Genomic DNA, 15,895 nt, shown 5'->3' on the forward strand with positions numbered 1-15,895 from the left:
AGCCACAGCCTTCACTCCACCGGTCGCAAACCTCGCCGCTTGACTTCATAAACACGTGAGATGTCTGCGTCGCTTATCTCCTTCGAGGTTTCCTAGCAGGCCCCGCCCTACGGGTTGAACGCTGCTCCGTCGGGGACGAGCGAGCGAGCTCGCCAGCAGGCAAAAAACAACTGTGAGTCGGGGGAAGTGCCGAGCACCACGTGCCACCACCACGGGTTCCCACCCCACCTCGTGACCGAAGGAGCACCACCCATGACCACCACCCAGAGCACCCCGACCAGCACCCAAACGAGAACCACGGCTGTCCTCGAGCACCTGAGCCCGACCGAGCTGACCATCGACGCCAACGTCCGCGCCGATGTCCGGCTCGATCCTGAGTTCCTGGTCTCCATCAGGCAGCACGGCGTCCTGCAGCCCGTGGTCGCGCACCGTACCGAGGCCGGTGTGCATGTCCTGTACGGGCAGCGGCGCACCCTGGCGGCCGTGGAGACCGCACAGCCGACCATGCCCGTGTACGTCGTCGCCTCGCTCAGTGAGGCTGACCGGTTGGTGCAGCAGATGGTCGAGAACGACCAGCGCCTGGCCTTGAACGACCGGGACCGCACCGAAGCGTTCCACCAGCTGTCCCTCATGGGCATCACAGCCGGGCAGATCGCCAAGAAGACCGGCACGAAGAAGACCACCATGGAGACAGCGCTGAAGGTCCGCGCCAACACCACCGCCACCGAAGCCCTCACAGCGGGTTGGACGTTGGAGCAGTCAGCGGCGCTCGAGGAGTTCAGCGAGGAGGAGCTGACCGTGGCCCGCCTGCAGAAGATCCTCGAGGTGCAGCCCGAGCAGTTTGACCATCAGGTCGCCTACCTCCGAGCCGAGCGCGCCACCGCCCGCCTCATCGCGGCCGCGAAGGTCGAGCAGGAAGCCCTCGGCAACACCGTCGTCGACGGGTACGGGTACGGGACGCCCGAGCACCAGCACCCGAACATGCTCCTGCGGGCAGACGGTGAGAAAGCGACGAAGGACGACGCGAACGCGGTGGTGATCAGCTCGACCTACCGGGGCGAGGTTCAGGTGACGCCGGTGATCGCGAACTTCCGGGACCACGGGTTCACGATCCGCGAAGGCCTCGGCATGAGCCCCACGGCCGGCCAGTCAGGGCCGATGACCGACGCGCAGAAGGAAGAACGCCGGACGGTGATCCAGAACAATAAGAAGTGGGACGCTGCGACCGAGGTGAGGCAGGGATGGCTGACGACCCTGCTAGGGCGGAAGACCCCGCCAAAGGGGTGGGCGCAGTTCACGGCCACGACCCTGGCGAACTACGGCAATTCGGTGGCCCGTGCGACGGCGCAGAAGCACGAACTCGCCGCCAGCCTCGCAGGCGTCACCGACCCCGACTACCGGGCGTACCGGGCACTGGTCGAGAAGCCGACCACGAACCCCGACAAGGCAGTCCTGGCGATGATGCTCGCCGCGCACGAGGTGGACCTCAGCCGCGAATCATGGCGGCGCCCCGGCCCCCAGGCCGCCTATTACCTGTTCCAGCTCGAGGAATGGGGGTATGTTGACCGGACTTAGGCTCAGTGCCTCGGATGATCACCGGCCACGCGATGAAGGACAGCAAGGGCGCGGAGCGGACCGAGTAGGGGAGTGAGGGGCGGCAGGTAGAACCTGCCGCCCCTCACCGCCGGCGTGTAATCATGTGGGCATGGTCGATCTTCAATTGCAGAAACTGGAGGCCGAAGCTGAGCGTGTGTGCGACCCAGGCGGGCCCCTGAGCAACTACTCCGATGCGCTGTATGCTTGGGCTGCCACCCATCCAGAGGTCCCGCTTCGCAGGGTGCAACCCATCATCGACCGCTTGGCGCGGGAGTACCGCTAGATCGCGCAGGCGTCGAAGACGCCGTTAGTTTGAGAGAAGGCCCAGCCCTTTTGGGGCATCAACAGATTTCCTTGTCACGAGGGAAAACCGGAGACGGAACCGTGTGGTGCGGTTCCGTCTCCACCCGCTTAAGGCGTGTAACGACGTCGATCAGCAGTGCAGCGGGTGGTGGCTGGAATGCTGGGTACCTCAACATGGGAGTGAGCGAAGCACCTTGACTTGACCAGAAAGAGGGGTGTTGCGTGTTCAGCTGACCCCGTTAGTCACGCGCAAGAGACCGCCACATTCACGGGAGTTCGCCGGCTTCGGTTTCGTCGAGTGTCAGGATTGGCGTCACGTCGGCCCGGGTGATTCCAGGCATGACAGTGACCGGGCGCGGCATTGATTTAAGCGCCCAGCCCTGAGTGGGGGAAGGGGAAGGGGACAGGCGCCGGACAGCCAGCTCTGTAAGCGTCAGGGCGTAAATCAGCTGTAAAGGAGATTGGGGGGTGCAGGATCAATGCTTGTTGGTGCCACAGCTCGAACGATGCCCATCCTTCCGGCATGCCATGGAGGTGATGCCTATGTGACCTGTCGAAGGGAAGGCGCTAATAAATCGGGCTGCGCGGGCTGACTTGCCCTGCGGATCGATCGAGCGGAGGAGGAGGACCGCCATGACAGCAAGGGCGGGGACCGCCGACCGGCGGAAGGTGTCAAGGGCCACGGGGCCTTAGTCCTGATCGGGCTCGCCGCCGGAGCCGGGGAAGCACTCGGCTGTGCGGCGCAGGTGTTCCCGCATGATTTTCTGCGCGGCGGCCACGTCCTGCGCTTCAAGGGCGTCCACGAAGCGCTGGTGCTCCCAGACTCCGGAGGTGTCCCGGTGCGCGGCGGAGTCCAGGGATTCCAAGATGGGCTGTTCAATCGAACTCAGCAGGAGGGTAATGGCCGGGTTTCGGGCAATGGCTGCCACTCGCAGGTGAAAGTCCAGCGAGGCGCGGGGGTCATAGCGGCCGCGCTGGCGGTCCTGAAGTCCAGCATCACATATGCGTCGCAGCTCAGCAACGTCGTCGCCCGTGATGCGCTCACAGACCAAGGGGACAATCCCCACCTCAATGATGGCGCGGGCCTCCGTGATGGCGGAACCGGTCAGCTCGGAGAGCGCGACCAGGTCGCTCAGGCTCTTGCGTACGACGTCGACCGAGGGCACCGTGACGAACGCACCTCCGCTGATGCCCACCTTGACAGTGATCAGGCCGGAGGCCTCGAGGATGCGCAGGGCCTCCCGTAGCGTGACGCGGCTTACGCCGAGGTGCTCGCAGAGCTCGCGCTCCGGCGGGAGCCGGTCGCCGATCTCCAGCGCGCCGCTTTGAATGAGGTGGTGAATGCGGTCCGCCACGGCCTGCGAGGAGCGCCGTGAGTCGATGGGGGAGAAGAGATCGGCGCCTGTCTGCTGACGCTTGCGGGTGACTATGCTACTCATTTGAATCTTTCTCTGACAGGGGGTCCTGGGTCGGCCCGCCGCGGAGGCCGGCAAGCGCGGGGATGGCTATGATGATACCGGCCACGCCTGCCGCCATAGCGGTTCCGGGGAGGATGAGTACCAGCCCGGCGGCCGCCAGCGGTGAGGCGAGCAGGGAGACTGAGCGGAAGATCCCGATGGTGGCGATGGCGCGTCCCTGATCGTGCTCGCTGACGGAATCCGCGGCCAGGGCCGGGCCCACCGTCTGCAGGACGCCGGCACCCAGGCCGGACACCGCGAGGGCCAGCACGGCGATCGCGAGCGGGGTGGGTAGGAACGCCACGAGCGCCAGTCCCAACCCGGTGCTGGCGATGCCGCCCACGGTGGCGAACCTGATACTGCGCGCCTGAACCCTGCTCGCGATCGCGCTACCGGCAAGGGAGGTCAGGTTGGTGACGGTTATGAGCAGGCCCGCCGCCGGAACGGAGTACCCGGCCCCGGTGAGAATGACGGGAAGATAGGAATTGAGGATGCCGCGCCAGGCGCCCGCGACAGCTGTCATGCTGGCCGCCGTCCGGATCCCCGGCTGGCTCAGCATGCCCTGTCCGCCGTCTTGCTTTCGCTTGCGGGCGAAGGGCGGGAACCGGGTGAGGAAGAGGACGGGGAACACTGTGAGCGCAGAGACCGCGCCGGCGACGAGCAGCGCGCCTTGGAGTGACCAAGCGCCGAGCAAGCCGGCGATCGCCGGCCCGCCCAGCTGGCCGATGCCCTGGACCACGTTTAGTCGGGCGAGCGCGTCCACCGCGGAGTTGGAGCCGCGCACCACATGCGTTTGCGAGCCCGTCCAGAAGTAGGCGCGCGCGGCGCCCTGGAGTAACTGGGAGAGCACGAAGGCCCAGAGATCCGTTGTGCTCGCCAGCACCAGGCAGGAAGCCGCGAGGAGCATGACCGCCGTGATGATGAAGAACTTAGTTGTGAAGCGGCTCATCATGGCGCCCATGGCTAGTCGGGCCAGAGTCTGGGACACCGCCGCCACGGAGACGATCAGGCCCACGCTGGCCACGGGGTGGCCCACGTCAACCGCCAGTAGCGGGACGATCACGGCGGCCATCGCCTGCGCCACGCCGAAGCCTAGGTTGCCGATGTCGCTCAGAAGCGAATCCGGGGAGCGTGGGGCGCGCGCTGGTCGCTCTGCCATGGCCCTCCGTTCTGTTACGGCGAGTGTATAAAGGTCAGTCCATTTGTGCAATCGGACGGGTGAACAAGTACCAAACGAGTGCTCTCCCGGTGCCCCGCCCGTCCAGGTGGCAGATTTTGGTGCTAAATCTCGGACGGATACGTACCTTCATTAGATCGCTCTGTCGAACGGATGCGTGATGGGTTGCGAAGCGAGCTTCATTTAGGGTGAACCGCTCTGGGTTTGGTTCCAACCTGCTATTGGGAGGATTGCTTGACACGCCCTTAAGTGCCCATAGTCCTTCCGGGACCGTGCCGTGCGCATGGTGACGGAGCGTTTGGAAGCCCGAGGACGCTCCCGCGCGGTTTACGGTGATCAGAGAGACTGCGACGAAGCTCGGCGTCTCGATCGAGGTGCTGCGCAGGTGGTGCGGGACCGTTGACAAGGACGCCGACCGCCGCGGGGGAGATCCGCCGGCTCCAGCGTGAGAGTGCCGAGCTGAAGCGGGCGAACGAGACCCTGGAAACCGCGTCGGCTTAATCCAGGCGCGGAGTGCGAGCGTTCCACGACGAGGTGATCCGGTACATCGACTTCTACCGGATCAGTTCGCCGGTCGAGGCGGTCTACGACAGTACTGAACCGAGCGGAGCGTGCGTTCATCACCATCCGCGGCTACCGGGCGCGAAGGCCCGCCCGAAGGCGCAGCGGCGGCAGTAAATGCGCGGGAGCGGGCGGGAATGATGACGCGGCCGGCTATGCCACCGACAGTCCCGCGTACGCCAACTTGGCGATCTGGTGCTGCCACACGTAGACGTCGTTGAACTCGGAGCCGAGATCTGGCATCAACGCCATATCCTCTTCGCACACCACATAGTCCACGGGGCCGCGGGCGCTGGCGCTCAGGAGCGTCTTGGCAAGGATTTCCACGTTGAGCGCGCGCACTACGGCCTCTTCCAGGGTGGCGCCCACCGTGACGATTCCGTGTCCCTTGAGGACCAGGGCCGGTGCGTCACCCAGGGTTGCTGCCACCTCACGTCCGAGATCGTCCGTGTTGATGAGCAGGCTCCGCTCGTAAACCGGAATCCGGTTCGCGGCCATGCGCATGGCCGGAATGTTGTAGGCGCCGATCGAGGGCGCCAGGTCAATCCCCGCCAGGTTGGCGGCCACCACGGAAGGCGCATGTGCGTGCACAACCGACTGGACGTCGCTACGCTCCGCCAGAATCTCCGCGTGGATGGGCAACTCATTGGGGGTCCGGTAGCCGGAGCGGATCTCCTGGCCAGCTACCACCTCGCAGATATCCTCCGGGAGGGTGAAGAGCAGACCCTTCTCCTTGGGGCCACGGCAGCGCACCGCGATGCCGCTTCCGGTGCGCAAGCTGACGTGGCCGAGGATGTCCTCCGCCAGGCCCTCATGGGCGATGATGCGGCATGCTTCTGCTAGGCGCACCTGCACCGACTGGCTGCAGGTCTCCTCGCTGCTCATGCCTTGATGTCGCGTTCGCCAGTGCGGAGTTGAACCAAGAGTGCCGTGCTCTCCGGGTACGGCTGGGTAGCGTTCTCGCCGTCGGCAGCGGCAGCGAAGAATTCGTGTGCTGCGGCCAAGGTGGTGCTCGTGACGTTGAGGCTCTCGGCCAGAGCGGCAGCCTGGCGCATGTCCTTGGCAATGGTCTTGTTCGGGGCGTGCGAACGCATGGCCCGCTTATTGCCCGTAAAGTATTCCACCGCGCTCTTCTGGCCGCCAGCAACACCGGTGGATGACTCGAGCGCGTCGATGGTGGTGGCGGCGTCCAGGCCTGCCTTCTCCGCGATGATCAGGGCCTCAGCCACGGCGAGGTGGGTGGCGTACTTGACGTGCTGGTGGATCAGCTTGGTGGCGAAACCGTTGCCGAGCGCGCCTGTGTAGATGATCTTGCCGGCGATGTCCGCCACCATAGCCTGATCCGCGCCGAGGACACCCGCGGGGCCGCCTACCATCACGGTGAGCTTTGGGGCCTTGCCCGAGACGGGCGCGTCCACGTAGACGGAACCGTTCCCGATCGCCTTCACGCGCTCGGAAGCTTCCTCTGCCAGCGCACGGTCGCCCGTGGTCATGTCGAGGATCAGGGTGTTGTCGCCCAGGCGGGAGAGGAGTCCATCGGTTTCGCCGTAGAGGACCTCGCGCACGGCTTCTGCGTGGGGGAGCGCGAGGAAGATGACATTGGCCTGCTCCGCCAGATCACTTGGCCTGGAGGTGGGGGCGGCGCCGATCATGGCGGTGGCGGCGACGCGATCCGTGTGGCGATCCCACACGGCCAGGGGGTGGTCCGCGTTCAGCAGGCTCTCGGCGAGGGCCTTGCCCATGGCACCCAATCCGACGACTCCAGCGCTCCTAATGCTCATAGCTTCCTCTCTTTCATGATGCCTCGATGAGAAGTCTCAATGACTCAATCACTCGGTACGATACCATCGATGTTTTCACTGTACAGATATATTCTCTGCAGTGAGAAAGAGTTAACGGTGTATCGCCCTGTTGGCAGCAACTGTGACCTGTGTTACTTTCATATGAAAGAAAATTTTTCCGCAGGTCAAAACCCGAGGAGCGCATGTGCGGACTGAGCAACTGAGCCGAGGGAGTGAGGGCCGTGGGTGAAGCACTGCTGAGTGGGTGGCAACAGGCCACCACTCTGGAGTCCCTGTTCATGCTGATCATTGGCGTGATGATCGGTTTCGTGGTCGGCGTCCTGCCTGGCCTAGGCGGGGCGGTGACCATCGCGTTGTTGATCCCGGTGACGTTCGGTATGGACCCGGTGCCCGCCTTCTCCCTGCTACTAGGCATGTACGTGGTGTCATCGATCGCCGGTGACTTCACGTCGATCCTGTTTGGAATCCCGGGCGAGCCTACGGCGGCGGCCATGGTTCTGGACGGCTATCCGATGAACAAAAAGGGGCAGGCCGGCCGGGCACTGGGGGCTTCGCTCTCCAGTTCGGCCATTGGCGCCATCTTCGGTGCGTTGGTTCTGATGGCGCTCATCCCGGTCATAAGGCCGCTCATGTTGGGCATTAGTGCACCCGAACTCTTTGCGGCGGGCCTACTTGGTCTGACCTTCATCGCCACGCTGTCCTCCGGCAGCATCCACAAGGGCCTGATCATGGTGATCCTGGGCGTGATGATCGCGCTGGTGGGCATTGATCCCAATCTGGGCGTCCCGCGCTACACCTTTGGCAGCCTCTACTTGTGGGAGGGGGTCGGCATCGTCCCGGTGGTGGTGGGCCTGCTCGGTGGTGCCGAGGTGTTCCAAACCATGTTGGAAAAGAAGGATCCCCTCAAGGACCAGGTTCCACCGCACGTGGGTGGACTCTTTGCCGGCATCAGCGATGGATTCCGTCACTGGTGGCTGACCCTGCGTGCCAGCGCCATCGGCGCCGCCTTCGGCGTTCTGCCGGGTCTGGGCGGTGCCGTGGCGCAGTTCGTGGCCTACGGTCACGCCAAGCAGACGTCCAAGCATCCTGAGGAATTCGGCAAGGGCTCGATCGAGGGCGTTATCGCCGCCGGCGCCACCACGGCCGCCAAGGATGGTGGCGCTCTGGTGCCGACCGTCGCGTTCGGTGTTCCCGGCGGCGCGGGCATGGCCGTGCTCCTGGGCGCCTTCCTTATTCAGGGCCTGAATCCTGGCCCTGAGATGCTGACGGAAAACCTGGACATCACGTTGTCCCTGGTCTGGATCATCGTGCTCAGCACGCTGGTCGCGGTGCTCCTGGGCTACGCGCTGGTGCGTCCGTTGGCCAAACTGACCACGGTGAGTGGCCGCGTGCTGGTGCCCTTCCTAGTGGTCATGTTGACCATCGGCGCGTATACCAACACCAACTCGCTGGCCGATGTGTGGGTCATGGTGGCCTTTCTGGTGATCGGCATCGTTGCGGCGAAGTACAAATGGCCCCGCATCCCCTTGTTGCTGGGCGTGGTCCTGGGAGGCATCTTGGAGCGCTACTTCACACTGAGCTACTCACTGTTTGAATGGGGCTGGCTGAGCCGCCCCGGCGTGATCGCCGTCGAAGCAGTGATCGCGGCAATGATCGTGCTGACGGTGGTTCGCCTGGTGCTCAAGCGCCACGCCACTAAGCGTGAGCGTGTCCTGACGGGAGACATAGCATGAGCAGCAGAGCGCTAGACATCATTGGGCCCGAGCCGCCATCCCTGTGGACGCGGATCAGCAAGTCGGATCTGGTCATCACGCTGGTTTTTCTGGTGATCTTTGGGGGGGCCTTCTTGTTGGCCACCGAGTGGAAGATCCTGGCCTCGGCTTTCCCCCTAGGCGTCAGTGCTACGGGGGCTGTGGCCGCCCTGACCTTCCTGGTCCGCGTGGTGTTCTTCCCGAATCGTCCCGACGCGCCGAGACTTAACGTCCCCAAGGAAGCCCCGGGTTCCACGTCGGACCAGGAGCACGCCTTCTTCGATTCCCTGACGGCCCGCGACTGGAAGACGGCCATCTTCTGGCTGGCTGGCTTCTACGTGGCACTGGCGCTTTTGGGGATTTACGTGGCGGTTGCGGCGTTCACGGTGGGCTACCTCCGGTACGGGGCCGCCAAGTCGTGGAAGTTCGCCGTCATCTACGCGATGGCACTTGCGGCTCTCATCTACGTCACGTTCTCCATCATCCTGCACCTGCCCCTCCCGGGCGGGCTGTTCAACCTCGCGTAATCCCTCATCACCCACCTCATAAGCCGGTCGAAGGCGACTGGCTGCGCTGAAAGGAAAAAAAGCATGCGAAAGATCACTGCTGGTGTCATCGCTCTCGGGCTGGCCGCCGTCCTAACTGGTTGTTCGCAGGGAGCCGCACCCGGAAACCCGGAGGATGCTAAGGCCGCCTTCGAGGGCAAGACCGTGAAGCTGGTGGTTCCCTTCGAGCCGGGCGGCGGTTACGACGCCTACGCACGTCTGCTGGCGCCGGAACTCGGCAATGAACTGGGTGCCACTGTAGTGGTGGAGAACAAGCCGGGTGCTGGTGGCATCCTCGCCACGAACGAGCTGGTGACGGCCAAACCGGATGGTCTGACCATCGCCCTCTTCAATGGACCGGGACACCTCGGCTCGGCGCTGGCCAAGACGGACGGTGTCAACTATGACGCCGAGGCGATCAGCTACATCGGTCAGATCAGCATGGAGCCAGACGTGGTGGTGGGTAGCGGTGACACCTCCATCAAGAGCGTTGAAGATATGAATGGCGTCCGCTTCGCGGCCACCGGCCCGGGCTCCAACGAATACATCGACCCGGTGATTTTCAACGAGTTGATGGGTTACAAGAACGAGATCGTCACCGGCTTCGCCTCCAGCAATGAGGCTAATCTCAGCGTCGTCCAGGGCAATGCGGACCTGCACTCCCGCTCGCTGGGCAGCCAGCTGCCCGGCATCAAGGCCGGCGATCTGACGCCGCTGCTGGTGATTGGTGAGAGCACCGGCGAGGAAGAGATCGCTGAGGTTCCGTCCTTGGTGGACGCGGTTCCGGAGGGCAAGCGTGAGCTGGCGGAGCTGCACTCCTCGTTGGTTTCCAGTGGCCGCATCGTCGGCGCCCCGCCGGAGGTTCCCGAGGCCACGCTCGAGGTGCTGCGGGATGCCTTCGAGGCCGTGGTAGCGGACGAAGAGTTTCAGGCCAGCGCAGAAGAGGCAGGCCGCCCTGTGCACTTCATGAGCGGTGCCGACGTGCAGGACCTGGTCACCGAGATCATGAACTCCCCACAGGAGTACGTGGACCTGGTGACCACCGCCTACGAAGGCGCTTAAGCGCGTAGGTTCCGCGCTCAGTGGGCGGGGCGAGTTTCGCCCCGCCCACTGATTCCCGGACCCGTCCCGACGTCTTGACAGGGTGAGTTACCCCTGTCACAGTTAATCAGAATATAAAGGTCTTACCAATACGCAACGCGCCCGGGCGCTAGGGACACCGATGGGCGAGGAGAGGCAGCCATGCGACTTGAAGCAATTCCGCACCTTTGTCAGAGCTACGGCAACTGCGTCGCTATCGACCCGGAGCACGTGGACCTGGACGATGATGGCATCGTGTACGTCACCAACGAGACGGTGACGGAGGGCGAGCTCAAGACGGTCCAGGCTAGCGTCCGCAGCTGCCCGGTGAACGCCCTGAAGCTGGTTGGTGCGGACGATGACTAACTCCGCCGCCCTGGGGCGCATCATCGTCGTCGGCGGTTCCGTGGCCGGCGCCCGCGTGGCGCAGGCTCTCCGGGCCGAGGGTTTCCAGGGCGAGCTGATAGTGGTGGAGCGGGAAGCCGGTGAAGCCTACGACCGGCCTCCGCTATCCAAGCAGTACCTTGAAGGCGCGTGGACCCGCGAACAGATCGCGCTGATCCCGGGCGGCTGGGCCTCCGTTAACGCCACGGCAATTCATGCAAGCGCGGTTTCCCTGGACACGGATGCGCGGGAGTTGACGCTCTCCACGGGGCAGAAGCTCTCCTATGACGCGCTAGTCATTGCCACCGGTTTGAGCCCCCGCCGCCTCACCGCGGACGACGGCGAGCCGATCGGTCACGTGATCGCCACCGCCGATGACGCTGACGCGGTCCGCGCCCGGCTGGCACCCCAGGCCCACGTGGTGGCGGTCGGCGGCGGATACATCTCCGTCGAGGCCGCTTCCGTTGCGAGGGAGCTGGACCTTAAGGCGACCATCATTGACCGCCGCCCCAACCTACTCGAATCCCACCTTGGCACCACGGTGGCCGAATTCATCACCGAGTCGCACCGCGAGCACGGTGTCAATGTCCTCTCCAATACGGTCGTCACGTCCATCGAGCGCACGAGCGGCGGCGCCCGGCTCATGGTCCAGAACACCAACACCGGCGAGGTCCAGGCCGTGGAGGCGGACGTTCTCATCGCGGGCATCGGATCCACCCCCAACACGCAGTGGCTAGAGGGCTCCAAGATCAAGTGCAGCGACGGCGTGGTCACAGACGCGCGGTGCCGCGCTTTCGGTGCGAAGGGCGTCTACGCCCTGGGCGATGTGGCCCGCTTCTACGACGTCCATTCCGCGGCCCCGCGCCGCGTGGGCCACTGGACCAACGCAGCCGATCAGGCGACGGTTGTGGCGCACAATATCCTGCACCCCGACGCCCCGAACGGATACCGCGAATACCCCTACTTCTGGTCCGATCAGTTCGGGCAGAAAATTCAGGTCACCGGCCACCCGGATGCCGACGCGCACGTGGATCTGCTGACCCTGGAGGGCCCGGTTCCGCGGACCGTCGCCATCTATTCGCACGGCGACGAGAACGAATGCGGCGCCGTCGTGACCTTCGGATGGCCACGCGGCATGGTCGCGGCCCGCCGCCTCATGCCACTGGACCCCACCACCGCAGAGATGCTCGAAGAGCTGGAAAAACTTACCGGCGTGGCGCGTGTCGCGGCGCGCTAAAACCCATCACACACTGACGAAAGGACAGGACGATCATGACCGCATCTAACGAAGTTACGTCCGAATCGGCGCTGCCTGGCGAGGATGACAGCCGCCGTGCCCGCGACCTGATCAATCGCTCCGAGGGCGAGATCAGCCGCGAAGTCTTCATGAGCAAGGAAATCTTTGACCTTGAGATGAAGAACCTCTTCCCCCGCGCGTGGCTGTTCGTCGGCCACGCCAGTCAAGTCCCCGAGCCGGGTGACTACTTCTCTTCCTGGATGGGTAGCGATCCGGTGCTGATGACGCGGGACACGGATGGCGAGGTCTACGTCCTGCTGAACTCCTGCCGCCACCGCGGCATGAAGGTGTGCCGTTACGACGAGGGCAACACTATGCAGTTCACCTGCCCCTACCACGCCTGGTCCTACTCCATGGACGGCAGCCTGGTGGACGTCCCCGGTGATCTCTTCGGGGTCCCGCACATGAAGGCCGCCTACGACGGAAAGCTGGACAAGGCCAAGTGGGGTCTGGTGCGCGCGCCGAAGGTCTACAACTACAAGGGTCTGGTATTCGCCAACTGGGACGAGAACGCCGAGGACTTCCTGGATTACGCGGGGGATTTCCACTACTGGCTGGACAACCTAGCTGATGCGTTCGACGGCACCGAGGGGGACACTGAGGTGTTCCACGGAGTGCTGAAGTGGCGCATCAAGTCCAACTGGAAGTTCGTCTCGGAGAACTTCCTGGGCGACACTTACCACGGTGCCTCCACTCACGCCTCCGTCGAGTCCGTGGGTATTGGTCCGGGCGGCCGCGGGAAGCGTCGTCACGGCGAGCGTCAGAACGAGGGCGGCCATTCCAAGGGCCGTATGAAGACCTCCTTCCGCCACGGCCACGGCGCCAGCGACAACCTGGGCTACGAGATCTCCTACCCGGAGTTCGCGGAGCCGGAGATGAACGAGTACTTCGATAACGCCTGGGCGGTCCGCAAGGAAAAGCTCGAGGCGGAGGGGCGCCTACTGGGCGGTCGAGGCCCCGCCACGCTGTTCCCGAACATGTCCTTCGCCGCCGGCTTCCCGCGCAGTGTTCTGGTGGCCCACCCGATCGCCCCGGATGAGACCGAGGTGTGGCGTTGGTTCTTGATCGACAAGAAGGCCCCGGAGCACGTGCGTGAGTGGCTGCGCCAGTACTACATGCGCTATGGCGGCCCCGGGGGCATGACCGAGCAGGACGACATGGAGAACTGGGACTACGCAACCCAGGCATCCAAGGGCGTGGTGGCCCAACGCTACCCGTACAACTACCAGCAAGGCCTGGGCACGGAGGGGTTGTCCGAGCTGAAGAAGGCCATCCACTCCAATCACGCGATCTCCGGCGAAGTCAACGCACGCGCTTTTTACCGCCGGTGGTCTGAGTTCGTGGACGGCCTCAGCTGGGAGGAACTGGTCGATGTCGCCAAGGTCGACGATCGCATCGAGGCCATTAAGAAGGGCTGGGTCGAGGAAGCTCAAGCTGAGCAGGCTGCGGAGAAGGAGACCTACTGATGAGCGCTCTGCCTGATTACTCGCAAGGTCCCGACCGCTGGAACCTGCTGCAGGAAGTCTCCGAGTTCCTGTTCTACGAAGCGGACTTGCTGGACGAACGCCGCTATGACGAGTGGTTGGACCTTCTGGCGGAGGACTACAACTACAGCGTCCCGCTGCGCATGAACGTGGAGTACGCGGATGCCAACACCCGCGGCGAGACTAAGGTGGGCTCCGAGGTCTGTTGGTTCGACGAGCCGAAGTCCACCGTGGAGCTCCGCGTGGCACAGTTGGCCACCGGCCTGCACTGGGCCGAAGAACCGGTCTCACGCGTCTCCCACTTAGTTACCAACATCCGGATCGAGGAGGTGGAGGGCAATGAAGTCAAGCTCTCCAGCCGCTTCCTGGTCTACCGCAACCGCGTGGCGGATGAGACGGACTTCTTCGTGGGCCGCCGTAAGGATACGCTGCGCAAGACCGAGGACGGCTGGAAAGTGGTCCGCCGTCACCTGCTACTGGACCAGACGGTTCTGCTGGCCAAGAACCTCTCCGTCTTCCTGTAGGAAAACACATTGGGACTCCCGTCTTGCAGATAAAATCTTATGTGTTTTTCCGCAGGACGGGAGTCTCTGGTTATGATGGGACGCATGGCCCCACTAGAAGACAAGCGCGCTCGGGATGAGAAGAAGCCGAATTATCCCATCTCTTCCGTCGGGAACGCCCTGCGTTTGTTGATCGCGCTCAAGGAAGGTCGGGCGATCCGCTTGTCTGACGCCGCCACGCACCTGGAGGTCTCCACTTCCACCGCGCACCGGCTTCTCGCCATGCTCCAGTCCTATGGCTTCGTGAAGCAGGACACCGCCACCCGCATGTACTCGCTCGGGCCGGTGTTCTTTGACCTGAGTCTCTCCGCGCCCAGCAAGATGGGCCTGCGGGAAATCACGCGCCCCATCCTCGCCGATCTGGCCGAGAAGCTGGACGAAACCGTGCACCTGGCTGTCCTGGACCAGGTTTGGGTGCGTTACGTTTACAGCATCGAGGGCACCCACCAGCTCCGGGTCGCAGATCGTACGGGGCAGTCCTTCCTGGCGCATCAGAGCGCCATGGGCCGCGCCTTCCTGGCGGACATGAGAAAGGACGAGCTGAAGAACATGATCGCGGCTCTCAGGGAACATGACCCCGAGCTCAACGAGTCCGTCCTCGACGAGCAGCTGGCGCAGATTCGCGAGGTCGGCTACGGGCTGAACTTCAGGGTTGACGACGTCGCTTCCCTGGCCATGACGGTGCAGGGCGCGAACGGGGAGACAGTGGCGGCCATCAACGCCGCAGGCCCCGCCACTCGGATGTCCAAGCAGGGGCAGAACAAGATCGCCCGGCACATGCACGTCGCAGCAGCCCAAATCGAGGAAGCGCTGCGGCAGGTGGACTGACGGTTGCTAGGGTGTGTTGCTAAAGCATTATGCTGGTTCCGTCAGGTTAGCGCCAGCCTCTTGGCTATTTCTGTCTTCTTTTCAATGGTTTTCGTACTCGGCGTAGCCCCAAGTGTCGTGGCCATACCGCGCTCCACCCCGCCAGGCTACCGCCAGGAGTGTCGAGCCGGGTACGCCCTTAGTTCCACAGTCCCAATCGACGCTGGTTAGGCCCCCTTGTCCACCGGACCCGATCGTGCATCCGGCGAAGCTCACCAGGTTCCTTATTCCCCTGAGGTGAGGTCGGCCGATACAAGCTTGGCTGTGGCGACTACCTCGTTCACCACGGAGGCGAGGTAGCTGTCGGGGTCCGTCTTTGCAGCCACGGACTGTACTTGTAGGGAAACGTTCACGGCTGCTACCACTTTTGGTCCGTCATAAACAGGTGCGGCCACCGACATCAAGCCCAACTCCAGTTCCTGGTCGAGCAAGCACCACCCTTGGGTTTTAACGGTCTGAAGTGCGGTCAGCAGTTCTGGAACGGCTCCTATTGCCTTGGGAGTGAGTGGTTTGATCTCGGCTGTCGCGAGGTACACCTCCAAGTCCGAGGGCGAAAGGTGTGCAAGAAGGACCCTGCCCATGGATGTGGCATGGGCCGGAAAGCGGGTACCTACTGTGATATCGATGGTCATTATTCGCCGGGCAGTTACCCGAGCGATATACGAGATATCGGTTCCGTCCAGTACCGCCGCGGACGTGGATTCTCCCAGCTTCAGGGACAGATTTTCCAGGTGTGGTTGAGCTAACTGGGGAAGTGAAAGCCCAGATAGATAGGCGTAGCCCAGCTGGAGTACTTTTGCCGTGAGCGCGAACACCTTGCCGTCGGTTCGCGCGTAGCCCAACTGAACAAGGGTGTGCAAGAACCGTCGGGCCGTGGCGCGGGTCAGATCGGTACGAGCGGCGACCTCGGCCAAAGTCATAAGCGGATGTTCGGTATCAAATGACCGGATGACGGCCAGTCCTCGTGCCAGCGACTGCACGTACTGGTCGCCGGCCTGCAGGGAACCGGCTGATGCTGCTTCGGTCAT

The 15,895-nt window shown here is 63.8% G+C and carries 14 protein-coding genes and 1 pseudogene; 9 read left to right on the forward strand and 6 right to left on the reverse strand.

Features of this window, described 5'->3' with window-relative positions:
* The first annotated feature begins 252 nt into the window (after nt 1-252).
* On the forward strand, nt 253-1,575 hold the full coding sequence (locus ACX80P_RS15440; RefSeq protein ID WP_459279000.1) for a ParB/RepB/Spo0J family partition protein: 1,323 nt from the start codon (nt 253-255) through the stop codon (nt 1,573-1,575).
* 1,013 nt (nt 1,576-2,588) lie between these two features.
* Here the strand turns inward: ACX80P_RS15440 and ACX80P_RS15445 are convergent.
* From ACX80P_RS15445 to ACX80P_RS15465, 5 genes and pseudogenes are all read right to left on the reverse strand, one after another.
* Nucleotides 2,589-3,338, reverse strand: a complete 750-nt coding sequence (locus ACX80P_RS15445) for a FadR/GntR family transcriptional regulator (protein WP_459279001.1) — start codon at nt 3,336-3,338, stop codon at nt 2,589-2,591.
* Nucleotides 3,331-4,515 carry an MFS transporter gene (locus ACX80P_RS15450; protein ID WP_459279002.1) on the reverse strand — a complete coding sequence of 395 codons (1,185 nt, stop codon included), beginning with the start codon at nt 4,513-4,515 and terminating at the stop codon, nt 3,331-3,333. The genes ACX80P_RS15445 and ACX80P_RS15450 overlap by 8 nt, the downstream gene beginning before the upstream one ends.
* Nucleotides 4,516-5,247: 732 nt before the next feature.
* A complete protein-coding gene (gene phtC, locus ACX80P_RS15455) occupies nt 5,248-5,979 on the reverse strand; it encodes a 3,4-dihydroxyphthalate decarboxylase (protein WP_459279003.1) in 732 nt (243 codons plus the stop codon).
* A complete protein-coding gene (locus ACX80P_RS15460) occupies nt 5,976-6,428 on the reverse strand; it encodes an NAD-binding protein (protein ID WP_459279041.1) in 453 nt (150 codons plus the stop codon). Before ACX80P_RS15460 ends, phtC begins: the two co-directional genes overlap by 4 nt.
* Nucleotides 6,402-6,887 (reverse strand): annotated as a pseudogene (locus tag ACX80P_RS15465) (NAD(P)-dependent oxidoreductase); the annotation flags it as partial. The gene ACX80P_RS15460 and the pseudogene ACX80P_RS15465, both read right to left, overlap by 27 nt.
* Before the next feature lie 230 nt (nt 6,888-7,117).
* On the opposite strand from ACX80P_RS15465, the gene ACX80P_RS15470 reads away from it, so the two are divergent.
* From ACX80P_RS15470 to ACX80P_RS15505, 8 genes are all read left to right on the forward strand, one after another.
* Nucleotides 7,118-8,629 (forward strand): tripartite tricarboxylate transporter permease, encoded by a 1,512-nt coding sequence (locus ACX80P_RS15470; protein ID WP_459279004.1) that lies wholly within the window; start codon nt 7,118-7,120, stop codon nt 8,627-8,629.
* Entirely contained in the window at nt 8,626-9,174 is a 549-nt protein-coding gene (locus tag ACX80P_RS15475) for a tripartite tricarboxylate transporter TctB family protein (RefSeq protein ID WP_459279005.1), read from the forward strand. The genes ACX80P_RS15470 and ACX80P_RS15475 overlap by 4 nt, the downstream gene beginning before the upstream one ends.
* Nucleotides 9,175-9,237: 63 nt before the next feature.
* Complete coding sequence (locus tag ACX80P_RS15480; protein WP_459279006.1) at nt 9,238-10,254, forward strand: Bug family tripartite tricarboxylate transporter substrate binding protein; 1,017 nt, start codon at nt 9,238-9,240, stop codon at nt 10,252-10,254.
* A 180-nt stretch (nt 10,255-10,434) separates the two neighbouring features.
* Nucleotides 10,435-10,638 carry a ferredoxin gene (locus ACX80P_RS15485; RefSeq protein WP_459279007.1) on the forward strand — a complete coding sequence of 68 codons (204 nt, stop codon included), beginning with the start codon at nt 10,435-10,437 and terminating at the stop codon, nt 10,636-10,638.
* Entirely contained in the window at nt 10,631-11,893 is a 1,263-nt protein-coding gene (locus tag ACX80P_RS15490) for an NAD(P)/FAD-dependent oxidoreductase (RefSeq protein ID WP_459279008.1), read from the forward strand. Before ACX80P_RS15485 ends, ACX80P_RS15490 begins: the two co-directional genes overlap by 8 nt.
* Nucleotides 11,894-11,928: 35 nt before the next feature.
* Complete coding sequence (locus ACX80P_RS15495; protein WP_459279009.1) at nt 11,929-13,419, forward strand: aromatic ring-hydroxylating oxygenase subunit alpha; 1,491 nt, start codon at nt 11,929-11,931, stop codon at nt 13,417-13,419.
* Nucleotides 13,419-13,961, forward strand: a complete 543-nt coding sequence (locus ACX80P_RS15500; RefSeq protein WP_459279010.1) for a 3-phenylpropionate/cinnamic acid dioxygenase subunit beta — start codon at nt 13,419-13,421, stop codon at nt 13,959-13,961. Before ACX80P_RS15495 ends, ACX80P_RS15500 begins: the two co-directional genes overlap by 1 nt.
* Nucleotides 13,962-14,045: 84 nt before the next feature.
* Nucleotides 14,046-14,828: an IclR family transcriptional regulator gene (locus ACX80P_RS15505; RefSeq protein WP_459279011.1), complete on the forward strand. Its 783-nt coding sequence runs from the start codon at nt 14,046-14,048 to the stop codon at nt 14,826-14,828.
* 263 nt (nt 14,829-15,091) lie between these two features.
* On the opposite strand, the gene ACX80P_RS15510 is transcribed toward ACX80P_RS15505, so the two are convergent.
* Nucleotides 15,092-15,895 (reverse strand): IclR family transcriptional regulator domain-containing protein, encoded by an 804-nt coding sequence (locus tag ACX80P_RS15510; protein ID WP_459279012.1) that lies wholly within the window; start codon nt 15,893-15,895, stop codon nt 15,092-15,094.

The sequence above is a fragment of the Arthrobacter arabinosi genome, from assembly GCF_054511115.1.